The organism is Corynebacterium sp. UD i78 (assembly GCF_056280545.1).
Map to the genome: position 1 here is coordinate 1,780,459 of NZ_JBWCED010000001.1, position 23,165 is coordinate 1,803,623.

Annotated in this window: 19 protein-coding genes; 14 read left to right on the plus strand and 5 right to left on the minus strand. The window is 68.5% G+C overall.

Annotated features, from left to right (window positions below):
• Positions 1 to 2 precede the first annotated feature (2 nt).
• From purE to ACZ9GM_RS08420, 4 genes are read right to left on the minus strand one after another with little or no spacing between them, the layout of a single operon-like run.
• Complete coding sequence (purE, locus tag ACZ9GM_RS08405) at positions 3 to 515, minus strand: 5-(carboxyamino)imidazole ribonucleotide mutase (protein WP_291473371.1); 513 nt, start codon at positions 513 to 515, stop codon at positions 3 to 5.
• Positions 516 to 1,775, minus strand: a complete 1,260-nt coding sequence (locus tag ACZ9GM_RS08410; RefSeq protein WP_291473370.1) for a 5-(carboxyamino)imidazole ribonucleotide synthase — start codon at positions 1,773 to 1,775, stop codon at positions 516 to 518.
• 5 nt (positions 1,776 to 1,780) lie between these two features.
• Positions 1,781 to 2,335, minus strand: a complete 555-nt coding sequence (locus ACZ9GM_RS08415; protein WP_291473369.1) for a PH domain-containing protein — start codon at positions 2,333 to 2,335, stop codon at positions 1,781 to 1,783.
• Between the two features lie 4 nt (positions 2,336 to 2,339).
• The gene (locus ACZ9GM_RS08420; RefSeq protein WP_291473368.1) at positions 2,340 to 3,212 is read right to left on the minus strand and encodes a biotin--[acetyl-CoA-carboxylase] ligase; all 873 of its coding nucleotides are present in this window, start codon (positions 3,210 to 3,212) and stop codon (positions 2,340 to 2,342) included.
• Positions 3,213 to 3,244: 32 nt separating this feature from the next.
• Here ACZ9GM_RS08420 and ACZ9GM_RS08425 point away from each other — a divergent pair, with 32 nt between their 5' ends.
• The 11 genes from ACZ9GM_RS08425 to ACZ9GM_RS08475 all read left to right on the plus strand — a co-directional run bounded on the left by ACZ9GM_RS08425 (position 3,245) and on the right by ACZ9GM_RS08475 (position 17,396).
• Positions 3,245 to 4,831 carry an acyl-CoA carboxylase subunit beta gene (locus ACZ9GM_RS08425; protein WP_476037618.1) on the plus strand — a complete coding sequence of 529 codons (1,587 nt, stop codon included), beginning with the start codon at positions 3,245 to 3,247 and terminating at the stop codon, positions 4,829 to 4,831.
• Positions 4,832 to 4,851: 20 nt separating this feature from the next.
• The gene (locus ACZ9GM_RS08430) at positions 4,852 to 5,118 is read left to right on the plus strand and encodes an acetyl-CoA carboxylase subunit (RefSeq protein WP_476037620.1); all 267 of its coding nucleotides are present in this window, start codon (positions 4,852 to 4,854) and stop codon (positions 5,116 to 5,118) included.
• Entirely contained in the window at positions 5,111 to 5,764 is a 654-nt protein-coding gene (locus tag ACZ9GM_RS08435) for a nucleoside triphosphate pyrophosphatase (protein WP_476037621.1), read from the plus strand. The genes ACZ9GM_RS08430 and ACZ9GM_RS08435 overlap by 8 nt, the downstream gene beginning before the upstream one ends.
• A 274-nt stretch (positions 5,765 to 6,038) precedes the next feature.
• The gene (locus ACZ9GM_RS08440; protein ID WP_291473364.1) at positions 6,039 to 6,869 is read left to right on the plus strand and encodes a sulfurtransferase; all 831 of its coding nucleotides are present in this window, start codon (positions 6,039 to 6,041) and stop codon (positions 6,867 to 6,869) included.
• Positions 6,870 to 6,987: 118 nt separating this feature from the next.
• Positions 6,988 to 8,763 carry an acetyl/propionyl/methylcrotonyl-CoA carboxylase subunit alpha gene (locus ACZ9GM_RS08445; protein ID WP_476037622.1) on the plus strand — a complete coding sequence of 592 codons (1,776 nt, stop codon included), beginning with the start codon at positions 6,988 to 6,990 and terminating at the stop codon, positions 8,761 to 8,763.
• Positions 8,764 to 8,778: 15 nt separating this feature from the next.
• Complete coding sequence (gene glpK / locus ACZ9GM_RS08450; protein ID WP_476037623.1) at positions 8,779 to 10,362, plus strand: glycerol kinase GlpK; 1,584 nt, start codon at positions 8,779 to 8,781, stop codon at positions 10,360 to 10,362.
• 192 nt (positions 10,363 to 10,554) lie between these two features.
• Positions 10,555 to 12,045 (plus strand): class I adenylate-forming enzyme family protein, encoded by a 1,491-nt coding sequence (locus ACZ9GM_RS08455; protein ID WP_476037624.1) that lies wholly within the window; start codon positions 10,555 to 10,557, stop codon positions 12,043 to 12,045.
• 90 nt (positions 12,046 to 12,135) lie between these two features.
• Positions 12,136 to 13,959, plus strand: coding sequence for a DUF3556 domain-containing protein (locus ACZ9GM_RS08460; protein WP_291473360.1), 1,824 nt, complete (start codon positions 12,136 to 12,138; stop codon positions 13,957 to 13,959).
• 52 nt (positions 13,960 to 14,011) lie between these two features.
• Entirely contained in the window at positions 14,012 to 15,457 is a 1,446-nt protein-coding gene (locus ACZ9GM_RS08465) for a phytoene desaturase family protein (protein ID WP_476037625.1), read from the plus strand.
• On the plus strand, positions 15,454 to 16,716 hold the full coding sequence (locus ACZ9GM_RS08470) for a PucR family transcriptional regulator (protein WP_291473358.1): 1,263 nt from the start codon (positions 15,454 to 15,456) through the stop codon (positions 16,714 to 16,716). The genes ACZ9GM_RS08465 and ACZ9GM_RS08470 overlap by 4 nt, the downstream gene beginning before the upstream one ends.
• A 23-nt stretch (positions 16,717 to 16,739) precedes the next feature.
• The gene (locus ACZ9GM_RS08475; RefSeq protein WP_476037626.1) at positions 16,740 to 17,396 is read left to right on the plus strand and encodes a DUF1707 SHOCT-like domain-containing protein; all 657 of its coding nucleotides are present in this window, start codon (positions 16,740 to 16,742) and stop codon (positions 17,394 to 17,396) included.
• Between the two features lie 160 nt (positions 17,397 to 17,556).
• Here the strand turns inward: ACZ9GM_RS08475 and ACZ9GM_RS08480 are convergent, their stop codons facing one another.
• Positions 17,557 to 18,750: an amidohydrolase gene (locus ACZ9GM_RS08480; protein WP_291473356.1), complete on the minus strand. Its 1,194-nt coding sequence runs from the start codon at positions 18,748 to 18,750 to the stop codon at positions 17,557 to 17,559.
• A 142-nt stretch (positions 18,751 to 18,892) separates the two neighbouring features.
• Between ACZ9GM_RS08480 and ACZ9GM_RS08485 the strand changes: the two genes are divergently transcribed.
• Genes ACZ9GM_RS08485 through ACZ9GM_RS08495 form a run of 3 tightly spaced genes read left to right on the plus strand, consistent with a single transcriptional unit; the run spans position 18,893 to position 23,160 of the window.
• Complete coding sequence (locus ACZ9GM_RS08485) at positions 18,893 to 19,723, plus strand: purine-nucleoside phosphorylase (protein WP_291473355.1); 831 nt, start codon at positions 18,893 to 18,895, stop codon at positions 19,721 to 19,723.
• Complete coding sequence (locus ACZ9GM_RS08490; protein WP_291473354.1) at positions 19,720 to 21,300, plus strand: phospho-sugar mutase; 1,581 nt, start codon at positions 19,720 to 19,722, stop codon at positions 21,298 to 21,300. Before ACZ9GM_RS08485 ends, ACZ9GM_RS08490 begins: the two co-directional genes overlap by 4 nt.
• Before the next feature lie 48 nt (positions 21,301 to 21,348).
• Positions 21,349 to 23,160, plus strand: a complete 1,812-nt coding sequence (locus ACZ9GM_RS08495; RefSeq protein ID WP_476037628.1) for a hypothetical protein — start codon at positions 21,349 to 21,351, stop codon at positions 23,158 to 23,160.
• The last annotated feature ends 5 nt before the right edge of the window (positions 23,161 to 23,165 follow it).

Genomic DNA, 23,165 nt, shown 5'->3' on the forward strand with positions numbered 1-23,165 from the left:
GACTACTCCCCCATGAGCTTCTGCTTGAGCCGCTGATCCTTGACCAGCACCTCGTCACGCATCGTCTCCTGGTAGGCGACCATCCGCTCGGTGAGCTCCGGGTAGGCCGCGCCGAGGATCCGCACGGCCAGCAGGCCGGCGTTCTTCGCGCCGTCGATGGAGACGGTCGCGGTCGGCACACCGGCGGGCATCTGCACGATGGAGAGCAGGGAATCCATGCCGTCGAGGTTCTTCAGGGACCTCGGGATGCCGATGACCGGCAGCGGCGTGGCGGCGGCGACCATGCCGGGCAGGTGCGCGGCACCGCCGGCGCAGGCGATGATCACCTTGAGGCCGCGGGTGTGTGCCTCACGGGCGTAGTCGAGCATCCGGTCGGGGGTACGGTGGGCGGAGACCACACCGATCTCCATGGGGACGCCGAACTCGGCGAGGACCTCGGCAGCGGGCTCGACGGTGGGCCAGTCGGAGTCCGACCCCATGACGATGCCGACGAGCGGGGTGTTCTGGTCAGTCATTCACTGGTCCTTCCAGGTGGCGGTGACGAGGAAATCGGAGGCGAGACGGGCGGAGGTACGGAGCTTCTCCACGTTCTCCGCGGTCGCGGCGGCGCCGCAGGGCAGCGACATGTTGACGTGCCCGATTTTGCGGCGTGGACGCCACTCCTTGCCGTAGAGGTGGATCTTCGCGGTCGGGAACCGGCGCCACACCTCGTCCATCCGCTCGGACATCGGCATCTCCGGATCGGCGTCCGGGTCACCGAGCACATTGGCCATCACGGTGGTGGTGGAGCTCAGCGCGGTCGAGCCCAGCGGACGGTCGAGAACCGCACGCAGGTGCTGCTCGAACTGGCCGGTGACGCAGCCGTCCTGCGTCCAGTGGCCGGTGTTGTGCGGACGCATCGCCAGTTCGTTGACGATGATCTCGGGCTGCCCGGCCTCATCGACGGCCTCGAAGAGTTCCACGGCGAGGACGCCGGTCACACCGAGTTCCTCGGCGACCTCACGGGCCAGGGAGTGGGCCTGTGCGACGACGCGCGCCTGACCGGCGGTCTCCGCAGGGGCGGGGGCCACGGCCAGGTAACAGATGCCGTCGGCCTGCACGGATTCCACGACCGGCCAGGAGGCGGTCTCACCGGAGGGGGTACGGGCGACCATGGCGGACAGTTCGCGGACCAGGCGGACCTTCTTCTCCGCCATCAGCGGCACGCCCTGCTCCAGCAGTTCGGCGACGAGGGAGGCGGTCTGCTCCCGCGACTCCGGGAACCAGACGCCCTTGCCGTCGTAGCCGCCACGGCGGGCCTTGAGACACACCGCGCCGTCGGTGGCGTCCCAGAATCCTTCGCCGTCGGAGACCGAGAGGATCTCGGCGAAGGGCGGCACGGGCGCGCCAATCTCCCGCATACGCCGCCGCATGACCAGCTTGTCCTGCGCGTTGATGAGTGCGGACGGCTGGGGCTGGACGTTCACACCTTCGGCGATGAGCCCCTCGAGGTACTCGTTGGGCACGTGCTCGTGGTCGAAGGTGACGGCGTCCGCCCCCTCACTGACCGTGCGGACGACACCCTCGTCGGTGTACTCGCCCAGCCACACGTCGGCGGTGGCCTGGGCGGCGGAGGCTGCCCCGGAACCGGCCAGCAGCCGGACGGTCAGTCCGAGTTCGATACCCGCCTGCTGCATCATCCGGGCCAGCTGGCCGTCGCCGATGACGGTGACCAGCGGCATTCCGGGTGCGTGGGCTTCAGGGCGGGCGAGGTGCAGATCAGGTTCGCTACTCACCCGCGTCAGTATACCGGCCGCACGTAGCGGACAATCCGCTCGTCGACCATCGCGGCCACATCGGCGGCGTAGGGCACGTCCGCCAGGCGCACCGGGACGCGGTACCCACGGGTCCACACATTGACCGTGCTGCCCCGCTGGCGCACCTCGACAATCTGGTCGAGCGGGATCTCCACGACCCGTGAGCGCCAGTCGCCGGAGGCGGTGACCAGCCGACGGTCGGTGAGGATGATCCGGCTGCGCTGCCGGAACAGCAGGTGCCGGATACACCGCCGCCAGGCGATCCACACCCACACGATGAGCAGGACGCGGCGTCCCCACAGGGCGGCCGTCGCAGTACCCGCCGCACCGGGGAGGCCGGGGACCTCGGCGAGATTGTCGGGCACGTATCCGGCCACGCGTACCGCCTCATCGGCGAGGTGGGCGTCCAGCAGTCCGATGAGCAGCCAGACGACTCCGGTGGCGAGAATGAGTTCGAGCACCGGGAAGATGACGCTACGTCGCGACGGACTGAGCTCGGCGAGGATCACCTCCCCGCGCTCGAAGCGGACCTTGGGCATGGACTCAGCGCTCCCGCTCGTCGGGACGCAGGTGCACCACATCCCCGGCGGTGACCGCGTGACGGGTCCCGTCGACGGACTCCAGCACGAGTTCACCGTGGGTGCCGAGGTCCACGGCGGTGCCGTAGAGGTTCTCCCCGCCCGGCAGTTCTGCCCGCACCCGGGTGCCCAGGGTCGAGGACAGCTCGCGGTAACGGGTGCGGACGTCGGCGGCGGCGTCCCCGCCGGCACGCCAGGCGTCGTCGGCGGCCAGGAGATGACGCAGAAATACCGCCGTGACCCGGTCGCGTACCTCCGCGTCCGGGATCTCCAGGCCTTCGAGGGTCAGCGAGGTGGCGGTGGGCAGCCCGGCGTCCTCGAAGTCGTCCGCGGTCATCGACAGGTTCAGGCCGATGCCCGGGACGATGGCCGGCGGATCGACGGACGCGGCCTCGACGAGGATGCCGGCGAGCTTGTGGGGCACACCGTCCCGGACGACCTGGACATCGTTCGGCCACTTCAGGACCGCGGGGACGCCGAGTTCCCGGGCGGCGCCGGCGATGGCGACCCCGATGAACAGCGGAAGCTCGCCGAGCCGTTCGATGTCGAGCTGTTCCGGGGCGAGCAGCAAAGAGCAGATGAACTGGGAACCGGCGGGGGCGGACCAGGGCCGGCCCATGCGGCCCCGCGCGGAGACCTGCTCCTCGGCCAGCAGCACGGTGCGGTCGGTGCCGGTGCCGGAGTTCGCACGTGCCGCGAGGTCGGCGTTCGTCGAGCCGGTGGAGCCGACATGGTCCACGCTGAACCGCCGGACACCGGCGGCGTGCAGGACCGCCGCCACCCGGTCAGCGTCGACCGGGTGGCGGGAAGCGGCGGATGGTTCGGGAGTACCGTTCATGCCTCCCGAGGATAACGCTTAGACTGTCCTCCATGACTGTTCCCACCTCCGCCACGCCCGAGGCCGACCTGTCGACCACCGTCGGCAAGCTGCAGGACCTGCGCAACCGGCTCGCCGAGACACTGGCCCCCACCGGAGAGGACGCCGTCGCCGCCGTCCACGACACCGACCGGCTCACCGCCCGCGAACGGGTGAACGCACTGCTCGACGAGGGTTCCTTCGTCGAGATCGACGCCCTTGCACGCCACCGTGCGACCTCCTTCAACCTCGACCGGTCCCGCCCGGTCACCGACGGTGTGGTTACCGGTTACGGCACCGTCGACGGTCGCCAGGTATGCGTCTTCTCCCAGGACGCCACGGTCTTCGACGGCACTGTCGGCGAAACCCACGGCGAAAAGCTCATCAAGGTGATGGAGCTCGCCGAGCGTGCCGGCGTGCCGCTCGTCGGCATCCACGACTCCACCGGTGCCCGCGTCAAGGAAGGTGTCGTCTCCCTCGGCACCGCCGCGAAGCTCTACCGGCTGCGCTCACGCCTGTCCGGTGTCATCCCGCAGATCTCCGTCATCGCCGGTCCGACCGCCGGCACCGAGGCCCACCAGCCGGTCCTGGCCGATGTCGTCGTCGCCGTCGAGGGTGCGCACCTCTACCTCACCGACCCGGAGCTGACCCGCAGCGTCCTCGGCGAGGAGGTAAGCGCCGATGAGCTCGGTGGTGTGGAGGTCCTCGCCTCGAACGGCACCTCGCACCTCACCGCCGCCACCGATGAGGCGGCTCTCGGCCTGGTCAAGGACGTGCTGGCCCAGCTGCCGTCGAACAACCGGGCACTGACCCCGCCGACCGAGCCGGGCGCCCCGGACACCGGGGCGCTCGATGCGCTGATCCCGGACTCCCCGCTCGCCGGCTACGACATGCTCGACGCCTTGGCCGGCGTCGTCGACCCCGACAGTCTGCTGGAGCTCTCGGCCGACCACGCCGGCAACATCATCACCGCCTTCGCCCGGATCGAGGGACGCAACGTCGGTGTGGTCGCCAGCCAGCCGCTGGTCCTCGCCGGTGCACTGGACGCCGCCGCCGCGGCCAAGGCCGCCCGCTTCGTGCGGATGTGCGACGCCTTCAACATCCCCCTGGTCTTCGCCGTCGACTCCCCCGGCTTCATGCCGGGCACCGCGGAAGAGCGCAACGGCCTGCTGCGCCGCTCCGCCCCGCTGTTCTCCGCTGTGGCGGACGCCTCCGTCGGAGTGCTCACCGTGGTGGTGCGCAAGGCCTTCGGTTCGGCCTACATCGCCATGGGGGCGAAGAACATGGGTGCCGACCTGGTGCTCGCCTGGCCCAGTGCGCAGATCTCCCACGCGGACGCCGCGAACACGGTCACCGTGGTCCACGCGGACACGCTGGCAAAGGCCGCCCGGAAGCGCAAGGACGTCGACGCGCTGCGCGTCCAGCTCACCGAGGAGATCGAGGATTCCCTGATCACCCCGTACGCCGCGGCGTCCCGTGGTTACGTCGACGCGGTCATCGCCCCGTCTGAGACCCGCGCCCGCCTGTCCGACGGGCTGGCACTGCTGGAGCGCAAGGTCGTTCCCGCCCCGGTCCGCAAGCACGACAACCTGCCGCTGTGACCGGCACCGGAAAGGACGCCATGACAGACACGTCACAGAACACCACGCAGATCCCGGTGACCGTGCTGCGCGGTCTGCCCGCCGATGCCTCCGACGGGGACACCCCCGACGCCGACCTGCTCACCGCTGCGGTGGCTGAGGCACTGGGCACCGTGGTCGCGGAATCCGCGACCATCTACTCCGATCCACGCGAGCTGGTGCGCCGGCACCCGCGCGGCGCCTGGGGACTGCCCGGGGCGGGCACCCGCTGGCAGACCGTCTTCAGTCCGGCGGGATTCCGTGGCTGATCTCGTCCTCGCGTCCTCCTCCCCCTCACGACTGTCGGTGCTGCGCTCCGGCGGGATCGAACCGCTGGTACTCGTGCCCGGGGTCGACGAGGACGCCGCCGTCGCCGACCTGCGGACCCGGATTCACGACCCCTCCCCGGCGGAGGTGGTCAGCTGTCTCGCCGCCGCGAAGGCGACTGCAGTCATCGACCGGTACGCCGACCGGGTGCCGGACGGTGCCGTGGTCGTCGCCGGCGACTCGATGCTGCTGCTCGACGGCGAACTGCAGGGCAAGCCGCACACCGTGGAGCGCACGGTGGAGCGCTGGCGTGCCCAGCGGGGACGCTCGGCGACGCTGATCACCGGCCACGCCTTCACCCGGGCAAGCCCGGTGGACCTGTTCTCGGGCGTCTTCGCCCCGGTCACCACCGCCGTCAGTGAGACGGTGGTGCATTTCGCGGAAGCCTCGGACCGCGACATCGAGGCTTACGCGGCCACGGGTGAGCCGCTGGGCTGTGCGGGTGCGTTCACCCTGGAGGCCCTGGGCGGCTGGTTCATCGACCGGATCGAGGGAGATCCGTCGAGTGTGATCGGGCTGTCGCTGCCGCTGGTGCGCCGCGCGGTCGAGAGCTACGGACTGGCGGTCTCCGACCTCTGGAACCGGTAGTCTGCAGCTCCGGCATTCCCCGCCATCCCCGCCCCTCCGATACTCCACGGGAATCCACCACCTTTCAGATCCCTTTCCACCCGGGAAAACGACCTGAGCGGTGGCAGATTTCCTGCTCTTCGCGTGTGAGTGCGGCGGATGCGGTGTATCTACCACTCCCCCGGTAAATCTCAGTCACCTGCACCACAGCCCACTCCTTCCCGCCCCACAGGTCACATCTGCCCACCACCACCGTTACACTGTCCACCAGACATGAAAGGCGGTACCCGCACCCATGGGAATCGAGTATGACCCCACCCCCTCGTTGCAGCAGTACGCCCATCCGGAACGGCTCGTGACGAGTTCCTGGCTGGGCGCGAAGCTGGGCGGGTCCGGACTCAAGGTCGTCGAGTCAGACTCTGACAGCATCCTCTACAACATCGGCCACCTGCCGACCGCCATCCGTATCGACCTCCACGGTGACCTCGGCGACCCGGTGTGCCGCGACTTCCTCGACGGCGAGGCCTTCGCCCGCCTCATGGACGACAAGGGCATCACCCGCGACGACACCGTGGTGATCTACGGCGACGAGTCCAATCTGTGGGCGTCCTACGCCTTCTGGGTCTTCGAACTTTTCGGTCACCCCGATGTCCGTCTGCTCGACGGTGGCCGGGAGGCATGGATGCAGGAGGAACGCGAAACCTCCTACGACGCCCCTCCCGGACCGACCCGGGGTTACCCGGTGGTCGAACGCGATGACCTGAGCCACCGTATCTTCGTCGACGAGATGCTCACCGACCTCAGGGACAACGGGGATCTGCAGCTCCTCGACCTGCGGGATGCACCGGAGTTCGCCGCGGGCCACATCCCCGGTGCCGCGAACATCGCCCCGTCGGCCTCGATCCGACCCAACGGCCGCTTCCACTCCCGGGACGACCTGGAGGACGCCTTCGCCGACCTCGACGCTAACTCCCCGGTCGCGACCTACTGCCAGACCGGTGAACGTGCCGCTCACCTGTGGTTCGTGCTGCACCATCTGCTCGGCCGGGACGCCGTGCGCTGCTACGACGGGTCCTGGTCCGAGTGGGGCAACATGGTCCGCATGCCGGTCACCGCGGATCAGTAGGAAATTCGCGGCTGTAACAGCGGGGGTGGCTACTACGGTGGATTCCGTAGTAGCGTCGAACGGTTGCCACCGCAACCTTTGAGCGGCGACGAATGAAGTACAAGAAAGAGGAGAACACGTGCCGGCAGAACACCGGAAGATCAGCAAGGTCCTGATCGCCAACCGAGGCGAGATCGCGGTCCGGGTCATCCGGGCCGCGCGCGACGAGGGCATCGCCTCCGTCGTCGTCTACGCCACGCCGGACGCCGACTCCCCCTTCGTGCGCATGGCCGACGAGGCCTTCAACCTGGGTGGCGAGACTTCTGCCGAGACCTACCTCGACATCGTCAAGATCGTCGACGCCGCGACCCGCTCCGGTGCGGACGCCGTCCACCCGGGCTACGGGTTCCTCTCCGAGAACGCCGACTTCGCCCAGGCAGTGGAGGATGCCGGGCTGACGTGGATCGGCCCCTCCCCGCGCGCCATCCGTGAGCTCGGGGACAAGGTCACCGCCCGGCACTACGCCGAGAAGGTCGACGCCCCGATGGCTCCCGGCACCCCTGAGCCGGTAGCGGACGCGCAGGAGATCGTCGACTTCGCGGCCGAGCACGGCCTGCCGGTCGCCATCAAGGCCGCCTTCGGCGGCGGTGGGCGCGGCATGAAGGTCGCCCACACCGTCGAAGAGATCCCGGAACTCTTCGGGTCCGCGACCCGTGAGGCCGAGAAGGCCTTCGGCCGCGGAGAGTGCTTCGTCGAGCGGTACCTCGACCGGGCCCGGCACGTCGAGTGCCAGGTGCTCGCCGACACCCACGGCAACGTCGTCGTGGCGTCCACCCGTGACTGCTCGCTGCAGCGCCGTTTCCAGAAGCTCGTGGAGGAGGCCCCGGCCCCCTTCCTCACCGAGGAGCAGGACACCCGGCTACGGGAGTCCGCCAAGGCGATCATGCGGGAGGCCGGCTACCACGGTGCCGGCACCGTCGAGTACCTCGTCGGCGCCGACGGTCTGATCTCCTTCCTGGAGGTCAACACCCGACTGCAGGTCGAGCACCCGGTCACCGAGCAGGTCACCGGCTGGGACCTGGTCCGCGAGCAGTTCCGCATCGCCGAGGGCCGCGAACTGTCCCGCACCACCGATCCGGAGATCCGCGGCCACGCCATCGAGTTCCGGATCAACGGGGAGGACGCCGCCGCGAACTTCATGCCCGCCCCCGGTGCCCTCACCACCTACCGCGAGCCTGCCGGCCCCGGCGTTCGCATGGACTCCGGTGTGGAGCAGGGTTCCGTTGTCGGCGGCCAGTTCGACTCGATGCTGGCCAAGCTCATCATCACCGGTGAGACCCGCGCCGAGGCACTGCAGCGCGCCGCCCGCGCACTCGACGAGTACACGGTCGAGGGGCTGCCGACGGTCATCCCGTTCCACCGCGCCGTGGTCGCCGATCCGGCGTTCGCCCCGGAGCTTTCTGACCCGGAGGCGACATCCTTCACCGTGTACACCCGCTGGATCGAGGAGGAGTGGGACAACCGCGTCCCCGCCTTCGACGGCGATCCGGCCGAGGCGGATGCCGTCCCGCCGCGCACCATCGCGGTCGAGGTCGACGGTCGTCGGCTGGAGGTCTCCGTGCCCGGCGATCTCGTCGGTAACGGTGGCACGGCACGTCGTGCGCCTCGCAAGTCCTCCGGTGGCGCGTCCGCCGCTGCCTCCGGTGACGACGTGCTCGCCCCGATGCAGGGCACCGTGGTGACCGTCCTCGTCGAGGACGGTGCGCAGGTCGCCAAGGGTGATCCGGTGCTGGTGCTCGAAGCCATGAAGATGGAGAACGCGGTGAAGGCGCACAAGGCCGGCACCGTGGCAGGGCTGGCGGTCGCCGCCGGTGACGGTGTGAAGAAGTCCCAGCTTATGCTGCAGCTGGTGTGACCCGGGGGACCACTGATGGCCGACCTGTTCTCGCGTTTCCGTCACCCGGGGTCCGGCAGCGACTCCGACAAGGGGTTCATCCTCGCCCTCGACCAGGGCACCACCTCCACCCGCGCGATCGTCTTCGACGCCCGCGGTGCTGTCGTCTCGGTGAGCCAGCTGGAGCACCGGCAGATCTTCCCGCACCCGGGGTGGGTGGAGCATGACCCCGAGGAGATCCGGCTGAATGCCCGCCGCGTCATCGCGGACGCCGTGGCCCGGGCGGACATCGGCACCGAGGACATCGCCGCACTGGGGATCACCAACCAACGCGAGACGACGGTCATCTGGGACCGGGAGACCGGCGAGCCGGTGTACAACGCCATCGTCTGGCAGGACACCCGCACCACCCCCATCTGCGAGGACCTGGAATCAGCCGGGGACGGGGACATGTTCCGGGAGCGGACCGGGCTGCCGGTCTCCACGTACTTCGCGGGCCCGAAGATCCGCTGGATCCTCGACAATGTGCCGGGTGTACGTGAGCGTGCCGAGCGCGGCGAGCTCGCCGTGGGCACCATGGACACCTGGATCATCTGGGAACTGACCCGCTCGACACGCCGGTCCGGGCGTCCTACCCGGGGACGCCAGCCGCGCGCCCGTCATGTCACCGACGTGACCAATGCCTCGCGCACCATGCTCATGGACATCCGAACCCGGCAGTGGGATCCTGAACTGTGTGAGCGACTGGGGATCCCGATGTCCCTGCTACCGGAGATCATCAGTTCCTCCGAGGTCATCGACAAGGTGCAGCGCTCGGGCCCGGTGCACGGCGTCCCCATCGCGGGCATCCTCGGCGACCAGCAGGCGGCGACCTTCGGCCAGGCGTGCACTGAGCCCGGTGAGGCGAAGTGCACCTACGGCACCGGCAACTTCCTGCTGCTCAACACGGGCACGGAACCGAAGACCTCGGAGCACGGGCTGATCACCACGGTCGCCTACCAGCTCGGGGACGCCCCGGCGGTCTATGCCCTGGAGGGATCGGTGGCGGTCACCGGTTCGCTGGTGCAGTGGCTGCGCGACAATCTGGGCTTCTTCGCCGACTCCTCGCAGATCGAGGGGCTGGCCCGCAGTGTCGACGACAACGGCGGTTGTGTGGTCGTGCCGGCCTTCTCCGGCCTGCTGGCCCCGCGCTGGGTGCCGGACGCCAGGGGCGTGATCGTCGGCCTGACCAGGTACGTCACCAAGGCGCACATCTCACGGGCCGCGCTGGAGGCCACGGCCTTCCAGACCCGCGAGGTTGTGGCCGCGATGAACGCGGACGCAGGTGTGCCGCTGACCCGGCTGCGGGCCGACGGTGGCATGGTGGTGAATTCGCTGCTCATGCAGTTCCAGGCTGATCAGCTGGGGGTCCCGGTGACGGTGCCGGAGGTCGCCGAGACCACGGCACTGGGCGCAGCCTATGCCGCGGGACTGGCGGTCGGGTTCTTCGCCGATGTCGCCGAGATCCGGTCGCTGTGGCAGGAGAAGGAGACCTACATGCCCAATGACTCCGAGGAGGAGCGGGACGCCGCCTTCGCCCTGTGGAACAAGGCCGTGGAGCGCTCCGTCGGTTGGGCGTGAGACGCTCCCCGGCTGTCTGCGCCTCCCCCAGTCGGCTCTTGGTCACCGTGCACAACAGCTGCGCAGAAGATTGTCGGCACAGGACGATGTGACCCTCCTCACATACTTCCTATGGTGGTGGAAAAGATCGAGAGGCCCCGGGACAGTCCCGTCGACCCCGGTCTCCACCGTCGTCAACAAGGAGGCACCCCGTTGTTCACATATCTGCCGTGGAACGTCCCCGATGACAGGCAGGACCGTCCCTGCATCCGGGACAACCACCACTGCCTGACCTACCGAGAGACCGCCGACCGGTCCCGGGCGGTCGCCGATCTCCTCCGGGAGCAGGGGGTGTCCCCCGGTGACGTGGTCGCCGTGATGCTCCCGAACTGCTGCGAGTTCGTCGTGACCATGTTCGGCGCCTGGTATCTCGGTGCCACCGTCACCCCGATCAACCCGGTGTTCACGGACAGCGAGGCCATGCGCCAGCTGGAGGATTCCGGGGCACGCACGGTCGTCTGTGCCGACCCGGCGCGCTTCGCGCGTCAGGTACGCACCGTCGACGTCACCACCGTCACCACCCTCATCGAGGACGGCAACGAGGTCGCACCGGAGGCAGCGTCCGGGGCCGATACCCCCTACGTGATCACCGGTAACGACACCGCCCTGGTGGTCTACACCAGCGGATCCACCGGCCGCCCGAAGGGTGCGATGCTCGGCCACACCCAGCTGGACGCCATGTCGGCGGCGATGGAGGAGCGGATGAGGACCGACTCCACCGACCACTGCATTCTCGTTCTACCGCTGTTCCACGTCAATGCGATCCTTGTCAGCATCCTCACCCCGCTGCGGTGCGGTGCACAGGTCACCCTCGTCGAGAGGTTCGCACCGAGGCCGTTCCTGGAGCTGATCGAGCAGCACCGTCCAACCTACTTCTCGAGCGTACCGACGATCCTCTCCCGTCTCACAGACCTTCCCCCGGAAGGACGCCCCGCCACGGACTCCCTGCAGTTCATCATCTGCGGCGCTGCTCCGGCATCCCCTGAACTACTGACCAGGGTCAGCGAGCAGTTCGGGGCCACTGTCGCCGAAGGCTACGGACTGACCGAGGGCACCTGCTGCAGCGCCTGCAACCCGGTCCACGGGAAGCAGAAGGTGGGGACAGTCTGCCCCGCCATGCCGGGCCAGACCATCCGCGTCGTGGATGAGGCCGGCGACGATGTCCCGACCGGTACCGCCGGTGAGGTCATCGTCTCCGGTCCGACCGTCATGCAGGGCTATCTCAACCTTCCGGAAGCGACCGCCGGAACCGTGGTCGACGGATGGTTGCACACCGGCGATATCGGCCACCTCGACGAGGATGGGTACCTGACCCTCATCGACCGGGTCAAGGACATGATCATCCGCGGCGGGGAGAACATCTACCCCAGGGAGATCGAGGCCGTGCTCCACGGTGCCGACGGTGTCCTGGAAGCCGCGGTCGTTGCCCGGCCCCACCGGGTCCTCGGCGAGGAGCCGGTCGCCGTGGTGTCGCTGATGCAGGGAAGTCCACTCACCGCAGCAGACCTGCTGGCGCACTGTCGGACGCATCTCACGAAGGTCAAGGTCCCTGTCGACCTGCAGATCGTGGCCGAGATCCCGAAGAACCCGGTGGGAAAGATCGACAAGCCCACCCTGCGCGCACAGTTCCTCGCCCCCGCCTGACCTCAACTCCCCCACTACAGGCAGCCCGCACATGTCACCGGCGCCTTCGTCCATCCAACTCCTAAGTTTCGTGAACATAAAGGAAGTACCATGGGTTTCACAACACCTGACCTGCCGCCCTGTGGCGCAGAGGCGGTCGTACGCCTCCCGTTCAAGGAGCGGATCCGTGTCCTCGACAAGCACTGGGTCGACTACGGCTTCGGCGTCCCGAAGGTCCTGACGCTGTTCTACGTCGCCAAGATTGCCGCCTACATCGGCCTCGGTATCCTCCTCGTCGGCCTGACGACCCCTGACCTCGGCGGATGGGGAGAGTTCACCTCCTGGTGGACCGAACCGATCGTCTACCTCAAACTGATGGTCTGGTCGATTCTCTGCGAGATCCTGGGACTGTCCGCGTCCTCCGGCCCGCTGTCCTTCAATATCAAGCCGTTGTTCGGCGGCGTCTTCTACTGGCTGCGTCCGAATTCCCTGCGCCAACCTCCGTGGGAGAGGATCCCCTTCACCCGCGGTGACCGACGCACTGTCTTCGATGTCGCGCTCTATGTCATCATCCTCGCCAACCTGGTCTACCTCCTGGTGGCCCCGGGACAGCGCCACGACCTCGTCCCCGACGGAAAGGCGGGTCTGCTGCCCTCCTGGGCGATCCTCAGCTACCTCGTGCTGATCTGCGTGATGGGTCTACGCGACAAGACCGTCTTCCTCGCTGCCCGATCCGAGCAGTACCCCCTGATTCTCCTGGCCTTCGCCGTGCTCACCAACTACACCGACATGATCCTGGCTGCGAAGATCACCATCGTCATCGTCTGGTGCGGCGCAGCCTTCTCCAAGATCGGCCACCACTTCTCCCCCACCGTCGCCGTGATGATGTCCAACACCCCCTGGGTTCCCGGCACATGGATCAAGCGGAAGCTGTACAAGAACTTCCCGAACGACCTGCGTCCCTCCGGATTCACCCACTTCATGGCCCACGGCCCGGGCACGATCCTGGAGTGTGCCGCCCCGCTGGTGCTCCTGTTCTCCACCAACCGGACAGTCACCCTGCTCGCCCTGCTCGCGGTCCTGTCCTTCCACCTGTTCATCATCTCGACCATTCCACTGGCTGTGCCCCTGGAATGGAATCTCTTCTTCATGTTCTCCGCCGTGTTCCTCTTCTGGGGCCACAACGCCGGCGCAGGCTTCGCAGTGACGGACTTCAGCAACCCGTGGATCGCCCTCGTGGTCGTGGCCTCCATCCTGATCTGGCCGATCCTCGGCAACCTGAAGCCGGAGTGGATCTCCTTCCTCGTCTCCTACCGTCAGTACGCCGGAAACTGGGCTGCCACCTGCTGGGCCTGGAAGGACGCCGCCGCCGAGCGGAAGATCGACGAGTGCATCGTCAAGGGCGGGGCACAGCACTCCGCCCAGATCGTGGACGCCTTCGGCGAGGATCTCGGTGAGATGTTCACCCAGAAGGCCAACGCCTGGCGCTCGCTGCACACGTCCGGGCGAGCCATGCACAGCATCATGCCCCGGTTCGTGGACATAGACACCTACCGCATCCGTGAAGGCGAGACGGTGGTCTCCGGGATAATGGGCTGGAACTTCGGCGAAGGCCACCTCCACGATGAACGGCTCCTCGCCTCTGTCCAGAAGCGCTGTGACTATGCACCCGGCGATCTGGTCGTCGTCTACACCGAGTCCCAGCCGATCCAGCGCAACTACGTCGAGTACCGCGTCATCGACGCCGCGCTGGGCGTCGTCGAACGGGGAACCTTCATCGTCACCGACGCGAGCGAGGCCTGCCCGTGGCTGGCCGACGGCCCGATCCCCCACACGGTGACCTGGCAGCTGCCCGGCTACAGCTTCCCTGGCAGGGCATCCACCTCCGTTGGCGGCACTGACGCCGCCCCGGTCACCGCACCGGAACCCGCGTAGAGAAACCCCGCTCCGCCCCTGCGGACGAACAGAAAGTGACAGACTGCTTACCATGGACAAAGCAACTGTTGTCGGAAGCGGCCCGAACGGACTGGCCGCCGCCGTGACCCTCGCCCGTGCCGGCCTGAATGTCACAGTGCTCGAAGCCGCCGACGAAGTCGGGGGTGGAACCAGGTCAGGGGAAGTCACGCTTCCGGGTCTGATCCACGACCACTGCTCCGGGATCCACCCACTGGCGGTGGACAATGCCTTCTCCCGTTCCGTGGATCTCGCCGGACACGGCCTGTCCTGGACCTGGCCGGAGGTGCAGTACTCCCATCCACTGGAAGCGGGGGCAGGTGCGGCGGTCTACCGGGACGTCAACCACACCGCTGGGGCGCTGGGGAAGGATGCCGCAGTCTGGCGGTCCGTCTTCGGCCCGCTCTCCCGGAGTTTCGCCGATGTCACCGAAGACTTCCTCCGCCCGATGATCCATGTTCCCGACCACCCGGTGAAACTGGCCCGTTTCAGTGCCGTCGCCGGGATGCCGGTCTCCGTGACCGCCCGACTGTTGCGCACCCCCGAGGGCCGGGCTTTGTTCGGCGGTGTGGCGGCACATGCCTTCCGACCGTTCCACACTCTGGCGTCGTCTGCTGTGGGTGCAGCGCTGGGCACTGCAGCACACACCTTCGGGTGGCCGGCGGCGGTCGGTGGTTCGGCGGCGATCTCCGACGCCATGGTCGGCGTCCTCGAATCCCGCGGTGGCAGAGTTGAGACCGGGGTACGGGTACGGTCACTGTCCGATATCCCCGATCCGGGGATCGTGATGCTGGACACCTCCCCCAGAGCCGCCGTCGACATCGTCGGAGATCTCATTCCCCGGGCGGTGTCCCGGGCGCTGTCCCGTTTCCGGCACGGTCCGGGCGCCTTCGCCGTGCACTTCGCCGTCGAGGGCGGTATACCGTGGTCGCATCTGCCGTCCCGCGAGGCCGGAACGGTCCATGTCGGCGGCAGTTTCGACGAGACGGCTCTGGCGGAACGGGAAGTCCACCGGGGCGCCATGCCGGAGAGGCCCTTCGTGCTGGTGACCCAGCAGTCGGTGGCGGACCATACCCGTGCCCGCGACGGCATCCAGCCGGTGGACACCTACGCCCATGTCCCCGCCGGTTTCACCGGGGACGCCACCGCCGCGATCATCGACCGGATCGAGGAATACGCCCCAGGATTCCGCGACCGCATCGTGGCCAGGACGGTGTGGAATGTCCGGCATATCGAGGACGCCAACCCGAACTACATCGAGGGGGACATCGTCACCGGCGCAAATTCGGTGCGCCAGCTGCTGTTCCGCCCACGGATCGCCCTCGACCCGTACAGCACGGGAACGCGCGGCATCTACCTGTGCTCCGCAGCCACCCCGCCGGGCGCCGGTGCCCACGGCATGTGCGGCTACAACGCGGCGCTGTCCGCGCTCAAGGAGCACGGTGTCGACCTCCCTGCCGGTATGGGGGCGGCGGTGTGACAGTGGAGAATCTCGTCGTCCGTATCGGGACACTCATGCGCGACAGGTTCGACCGGATCAGTGACGCGATGACCGAACTCATCGTCGACAATGAGACGCCCCTGGCCTCGGATGAACTTGCCCGCATGCTGGCGTCCAGTGTGTCCGGCAATCTGGAGACCGTGATCCAGCTGATGTGCAACCGGATCCCGGTGGAGGAGGCCCGCCCCAGTACGGTGGCTATCCGGTACGCACAGCAACTGGCCGAGCGCGGGATCTCGGCCGATCAGCTACGCCGTGCCTATCATCTCGGTGCGGAGGGCGGTCGTCGCGAGATCTTCGAGATCGTCAGGAACCTGGACTGCTCCGCGGATGAGAAGCTCAAGGCTCTCCACTACATCGACGGCTTCCTGCACTCCTACATCGACTGGATGAGTACGGAAGTCCTCACCGCATACGAGCAGGAAGCCCGTCGTCTCACCGACTACAGCGCGACAGCAACCGCGAGGATGATCCGCGACGTGCTGGCAGGCGCCCAGGTTCCGACCGAGCGTTTCGAGAGTGTCGCCCGGTACCGGATCGACCAGCAGCACCGGGCTGCGGTGATCTGGGTAAATCAGGAGAGTGCAGCTGTCGATCACACCACTGACCTGCTCTCGCAGGTCCAACGGATCTCCCGACGACCCGGATTCACCGGATCGACGCTGTTCACTGCCGTGGATCGTGGCACCGCCTGGGTCTGGTTCGGCGTGGAGGACGCTGACCCGGTCGCTGGACTGACGGAACTGGCTGAAGAACTCCGGAGCCGGTTGCCGCAGGCCCAGATCTGCTTCGGTGCCGCGCAATCCGGGATCTCCGGGTTCTGCGGTTCCCACCGCCAGGCACAGGCCGCCGAACGGGTCGCCCACATCGCCGGGCCGGCGCACCTCACTCCGGTGAGCTACGACGATCCGGGAGTGGCACTGGCGTCCCTGCTCAGCGCCGATATGCCGGCCCTGAGACAGTGGGTCACCGAGCAACTCGGTGGGTTGGCGGCACAGACCGAAGGGGCCGCCAGACTCCGGGAGACGTACGCGGTGTTCCTGGACTCCGGAGCAAGCTACACCCGGACCGGAGAGTTGATGATGCTGCACAGGAACAGCGTGAAGTACCGGATCGTGCAGGCCCGCGCCCTGATGGACGTCGGGGGACGGGAAACCCCTGCGGAGGCCTCGGTGGCACTGCACATGTGCCGGTTGTTCGGGGAGTCTGTGCTGAACGTCGACCCCCGGGAGGAGTGACCGGGCGACTAGACTGACGAAACATGAATGACCCCCGCCGAGGTGCAGCGTCCCGGGGCAGCCACGTCCGGATCGGGGACGCCGACCGTGATCACGCCATCAACCTGCTCGGCGTGCACTTCGCCGACGGCCGGCTCAGCATCACCGAGTACGACGAGCGGTGCCGGGTGCTTGCGGGGGCGATGACCCGGGGTGAGATCGACGAGCAGTTCAGCGACCTGCCGGTGCTGCCCGGGTCACAGTCGGGCCCGGCGTCCTCCCCCGGAACGGATATCGCGGTGTACTCCGCCGGGGAGATCGCCGAGCAGCACCGGCGTGGGGCGAATCCGCGGGCCGGGATCATGGCGCTGACCGGTATCTCGCTCGGCGCGGTGGCGGCGGTCATCAACGGGCCACTGTCGGTGATCCCGGCGGCGCTGATCGCCGTCGTGGCGATTCTCCTCTACGTAATGAAGGTCGGGCCTGCGTCCTGGTACGTCCCCTCCCCGGAGGCGCTGGAACGGGCCCGGGTGAAGAAGATGCGCCAGGCGCACCAGCTGCAGCTCGAGGAGAAGAAGGCCCAGCGCAAGATCAAGCAGACAGAGATGACCACCGACGCCCTCGACTTCGCGCACCGGGCAATGGGCAGGGCCGGCCGCACCGTCAACAACGGCTGGGACCAGTGGCGGAAGCGGAAGTGAAACCCGCCGCGACCGAGCCGACCTCATCGCCCAGGGGCGTCTCGTACCCGGGATCGGACTCGACGACGGTGTCGCCGTGCGCTTCGCCACCGGGAGGCTGACCGAGGTGTTCAGCGTCGCCGAGGAACGCGGCGTCCACCACATCGGGTGAACCGGTCCCCTACCCCAGGTTCCGGAACTCCTCGAGCACGCCGGCGAACAGGCGCACGCCGACCGGCAGGCAGGCCTCGTCGAAGATGATGTCCGCCTGGTGCAGGTCGGCCTTCTCCCCCCGGCCGTTCCACGCACCCAGTCGGGCCATCGACCCCGGCACATGCTCCAGATACCAGCTGAAGTCCTCGCCGCCGGAGGACTGCGGCGCCTCCTGCAGCGCATGCGGGTCCATGTCCTTGACAGCCTGGGCCATCAGGGCGGTGCAGGCGTCGTCGTTGGTGACCGGCGGAACACCCTTGGTGTGCCGGATCTCCGCGGTCGTCCCGGTCGGCGCCAGCAGCTGGTCGACCAGTTCAGGGAACAGGTCCCCGAGCTGACGCCACACCAGCGGGCTGCCGGTGCGCAGCGTCCCCAGCAGGGAGACCTCCTGCGGCATGGCGTTGAACGCCGCTCCACCGTTGACCGCACCGAAGGTCAGCACGGTGCCGGTGCGTGGATCGACCCGGCGCGACAGCAGCCCGGGCAGACCGGTGATGAGCAGGCCGGCGGCGTAGATGGCGTCCGCGGTGAGATGGGGACGCGAGGTGTGCCCGCCCGGGCCCTTGACGATGATCTCGACGACATCGGTCGCCGAGGTGATGGCTCCGGCACGCACCCCGACCTGCCCCGCGCGCAGTTTCGGCTCGGCGTGGACGGCGAAGATGTGGCTCACGCCCTGCAGCGCCCCGGCGCGGATGACGTCGGTCGCACCACCGTCGAGGACCTCCTCGGCAGGCTGGAAGATGCAACGCACCCGCTGGTCCAGGCCCTCGGTCCGGTCGTATTCCGCCAGGGCGCACGCCAGGGAGAGCACCACGGTGGTGTGGATGTCGTGGCCGCAGGCGTGCATGACGCCCGGGTTCTTCGATGCGAACTCCAGTCCGGTGACCTCGGTGACCGGCAGGGCGTCGATGTCGGCGCGGAAGGCCACGGCCGGCTGGTCGGGCGTCCCTCCGATGTCGACGATAAGGCCGGTGCCGGGCAGCAGCACCGGCTCCAGGCCGACGCCACGCAGTGTGGCATCAAGGAACGCGGTGGTCTGCACCTCGTCATGGGACAGCTCGGGGTGGGAGTGGAGGTGGCGGCGCCAGCCGATGACGTCGTCGTGGTGGTCGACCAACCAGGTGTTGACAGCCGATTGAACGGCGCCGGGGGTACTCACGGGTCGTAGGGCTCCTCCACGAGACAGACAGTGACCTCCCCACTCTAGTCGTCCCTGACCTCCCCACCACATCCCCTCCCTCTCCCCTCCCGCTCCTGACTCGCTCCCCGTGCCGTCCGGTCCTCGACCTATGCTTGACCTCATGACTGCCTCTCCCCTCGAAACTCCGCCGGAACTCGCCTCCCGGGCAGCCGCCGCCCTCGCCGAACGCACCGGGCGCGACGCCCATGACATCGCCGTGGTGCTCGGTTCAGGCTGGCGTCCCGCCGCCGACGTGCTCTGCGGGGACGCCGAGGTCGTCGAGTTCCCGATGTCCGATCTCCCCGGCTTCCTGCCGCCGACCGCCGAGGGCCACGGTGGCACGGTCCGCAGCCTGGAGCTGGGAGGACGCCGCGTCCTCGTTCTCCTGGGACGCACCCACGCCTACGAGGGCCACGAGCTGTGGCGCATCGTCCACGCCGTGCGCACCGCCGCGGCGGCCGGGGTGGGCACCGTGGTGCTGACCAACGCCGCCGGTGGGCTGACCGAGGGCATGAGCGTCGGCGAGCCTGTGCTCATCAGCGACCACCTCAATATGACGATGCGGTCCCCGCTCGTCGGCGCGGAGTTCGTCAACATGGTGGACGCCTACGCGCCGCGCCTGCGGAAGATCGTGCAGGAGCTGCGTCCGGGGATGCGTGAGGCGGTGTACGCGATGATGCCGGGCCCGCAGTACGAGACGCCGGCCGAAATCCACATGCTGCGGACCTGCGGTGCGGGCCTGGTGGGCATGTCGACGGTCTACGAGACCATCGCCGCGCGTGCCGCCGACGTGGAGGTCCTGGGCATCTCCCTGGTCACGAACCTGGCCGCCGGGGTGACCGGTGAGCCGCTGAACCATGAGGAGGTGCTGGCCGCCGGTGCGGCCGCCGCCGAGGACATGGGTGGGCTGCTGGCGGAGCTCGTCGCCTCCGAGGCGGTGACCTCGCTGTGATCACCTTCGGAACCGCGGGCCTGCGCGCCCCTGTCGGCCCCGGTGAGGACCGGATGAATGTCTCCACCGTCACCCGGGCAACCGCCGGTGTCGCCGCCTGGCTCAAGAAGCAGGGCATCGGAAGCCCCCGCGTCGCCGTGGGTTTCGACGCCCGCTACGGCTCCAATGCCATGGCCCGGGCCGCCGCGGAGACCTTCGCCGGTGCCGGCTGTCAGGTCGTGGTGCTGCCGCTGCCCGCCCCGACACCGGTGCTCGCCTGGCTGGTCCGCGACCGTGACCTGGACGCCGGAGTGCAGATCACCGCCAGCCACAACCCCAAGGCCGACAACGGCTACAAGCTCTACCTCGCCGGCGGGTCCCAGCTGGTGAGCCCGGCGGACCGGGAGATCGAGGCGTGTATCGCCGCGACCCCGCCCGCCACGGAAATCCCCCGCTCCCCGGATGTGCACCTGGACATCCACGCCGTCGACGGTTACGTCACCGCGGTGACCGGCCTCGTCGGCTCGGGCGACAGCGCGGTACTGGCCGCCCGACGCAACCTGCGCGTCCTGTTCACTCCGCTGCACGGGGTGGGCGGCACGGTACTCACCGAGGTCTTCCGTGGCGCCGGGTTCACCGCCCCCGCGGCAGTCGCCTCGCAGCGCTGGCCGGACCCGGAGTTTCCCACGGTCTCCTTCCCCAACCCGGAGGAGCCGGGCACCTGCGATGCGCTGCTGGAGACCGCAGCGGCGTCCGGCCCGTCGAAGCGTCCTGACCTGCTCATCGCCCTGGATCCGGACGCCGACCGCTGCATGCTCGGCATCCCCGACCCCGATGACCCGCGCGGCTACCGCATGCTGCGCGGCGACGAGACCGGCCCGCTGCTGGCACGACACCTCGTCCCGGCGCATGACGGCGGTGACGACAAGGCCGGTCCTGCCCCGGTCGTCGCGACGACAGTCGTCTCCTCCGGGCTGCTGGAGCGCATCGCCGCGGCGTCCGGCTGGGAGTTCCGGGAGACGCTCACCGGATTCAAGCACCTGGCCCGCGCCGCCGACGACACCGACGGCGAGCTGGCCTTCGCATACGAGGAGGCCATCGGTTCCTGCCCCGCCCCCTCACTGGTCGCGGACAAGGACGGGGTCGCCACGGCACTCGTCGCCGCGGTATGGGCCGCCGCACTCAAGGCACAGGGACGCACCCTGCGTGATGAACTCGTCACACTCGACGAGCTCTACGGTCCGGTGCGCACCGCCCAGGTGTCGGTGCGTCTCAGCGGACCCCAGGCCGCGTCCACACTGGTCGCGCGGTGGGCGACGGAACCGCCGGAAGGTCTCAGCGGGGACGCGTCGACCGCGGTCACCGCGCTGGATCCGACCGCGGGGAAGGATGCCGGCTTCCGCATCGTCTGGAATGACGGGCGGGGACTGGACTACCGTGTGGTGGTCCGCCCGTCCGGGACCGAACCGAAGGCGAAGTTCTACCTCCAGGTCGCCGGTCCCGTGCCGGACACTACCCAGGGTGCCGTGTCCGGCACCGTTGTGGAATCCGCACTCGCGGAGCTGACGGCCACCGTCCGACGCCTCGCCGGACAGTGACCCGCGCACGAATCTGATCCGCCCCGCCCCAGAGACAGGAGACCCCCGGTGAACGGAGAGTCCGCGTCGTCGACCAGCACCACCCACGAGGACCGGGGCGAGGGCTCAGGACGTCCCCTGCCGCGGTGGCCGTGGATCCCCTGGATGCCGCTGGCCCTGTCCGTCCTCGCCGCTGTCCTGCTGTGGATCATCGACCCGCCGATGCGGGACCTGCAGGCCGCGCTGGCCCGCGAGTCCGCGCACCGGGCCGGGGTGGGCGTCAGCTACTGGTTCGACTGGTTCGGTGGTGTCTCCCCGGGCAGCTACTCGCTCATCGTTCCGACGCTGACCTCCTGGTTCGGTTCCCTGTTCCTGCTGTGCCTGTGCACCGTCATCATCTCCGCGCTGGCGTACCCGGTATCCCGCAATGCGACGCACCCCACCCTGCTGACCTGGGCCGTGGCCCTGTCTGCGGTGCTGAACATGTTCTCCGGCCGGGTCACCTTCGCCACCGGCGCGGCGATCGCGATGCTCGCGGTGTGGGTGTTCCAGAGAAAGCGGCCGGTGACCGGTGCGCTGCTCCTGGTGGTCTCGGGCCTGGCCAGTGCCCTGGTCCCCGCGTTCGTCGGGATGGTCCTGCTGCCGTTCTTCCTCGTCCGCCGGTACCGCAACGCACGGCTGTGGTGGGCCATCGGTGGCGCCGCACTGGGCGTCGCGCTGCCCTACCTGCTCTTCGGTGCACCCGGCCAGCAGCCCTACCCGGTGACCAGCTTCCTCTGGTACCTGGTCATAGGCATCGGCGCAATCCTCGCACTGGACAGCCCCGTGGCGACCAACCACGTCCCCGCACAGTGGATCGCCCCACTGGGGATCGTCGTCGCCACTGTCCTGTTCATCATCCCGACCGGGGTGGGGTCGAACCTGGGCCGGTTCTTCCTGTTCGTCCTGCCCTGCGTGGTGCTGTTCTTCTCCCTGAAGTCGCCGAAGGTGCTGGCACTGCTGCTGTCCCCGGCACTGGTCTACGGGCTGTTCTACGCCCTCTACGACCAGGTGTCGGTCACGGACGGCGAGAACCCTGAGACCCTGTACGCGCCACTGACCTCGCAGCTCGACGAGCTCGCCGACGACGGCCGGATCGAGAACCACCGCGTCGAACTGGTGGACACGGACACCCATGCCGGCGCCTACCTGCTCACCGACTCCGCCCCGCTGGCACGTGGCTGGGAGAACCAGTCCGACATGCGCTACAACTCCGTCTTCTTCGACAAGGACGCCCTGCACGAGGAGTCCTACCAGGACTGGCTGACGGACAACGCGGTGGCGTTCGTGGCGGTGGCCGACAAGCCGATCCTGCAGCAGCGTCCCGAGGCCGAGCTCATCAATGAGGGCCTGCCGTACCTGAACCGGGTCTGGGGCAATGACGACTGGACCCTCTACGAGGTCGACGAGCCGACCCCGATCGTCCCCTCCCCGCTGCGCCTGCTGGAGACCACCCCGTCGGAGATGACGGTGGAGGTTCCCGAGAACGCCGTGGGCGAGGAGCACCTGATCCGTATCCGCCCGAACCGGTACCTCACCGCCACGCAGGTGCCGGGGAGTACGCCGGCCACGGCTTCTGCGTCGGCTTCTGCGTCGACTTCTGCGTCGGCCACGACCTCCCCGTCGCCGGACGCCGATCCGGTCACCGCCTGCCTGGTCCCGACCGAGGACGAGGACTGGACCACGGTTCGCTTCGACGAGCCGGGACGCTACATCCTCACCGGTCAATTCAGTGTGTCGAGCATCCTCGAGCCACTGTCCCCCTCGTGCGAGGACGAAAAGGCTGAGCAGTCTGAGCCGTCAGACCAGTCAGAGCCGTCGGAGTCAGCGGACCGGGACTGACCGTC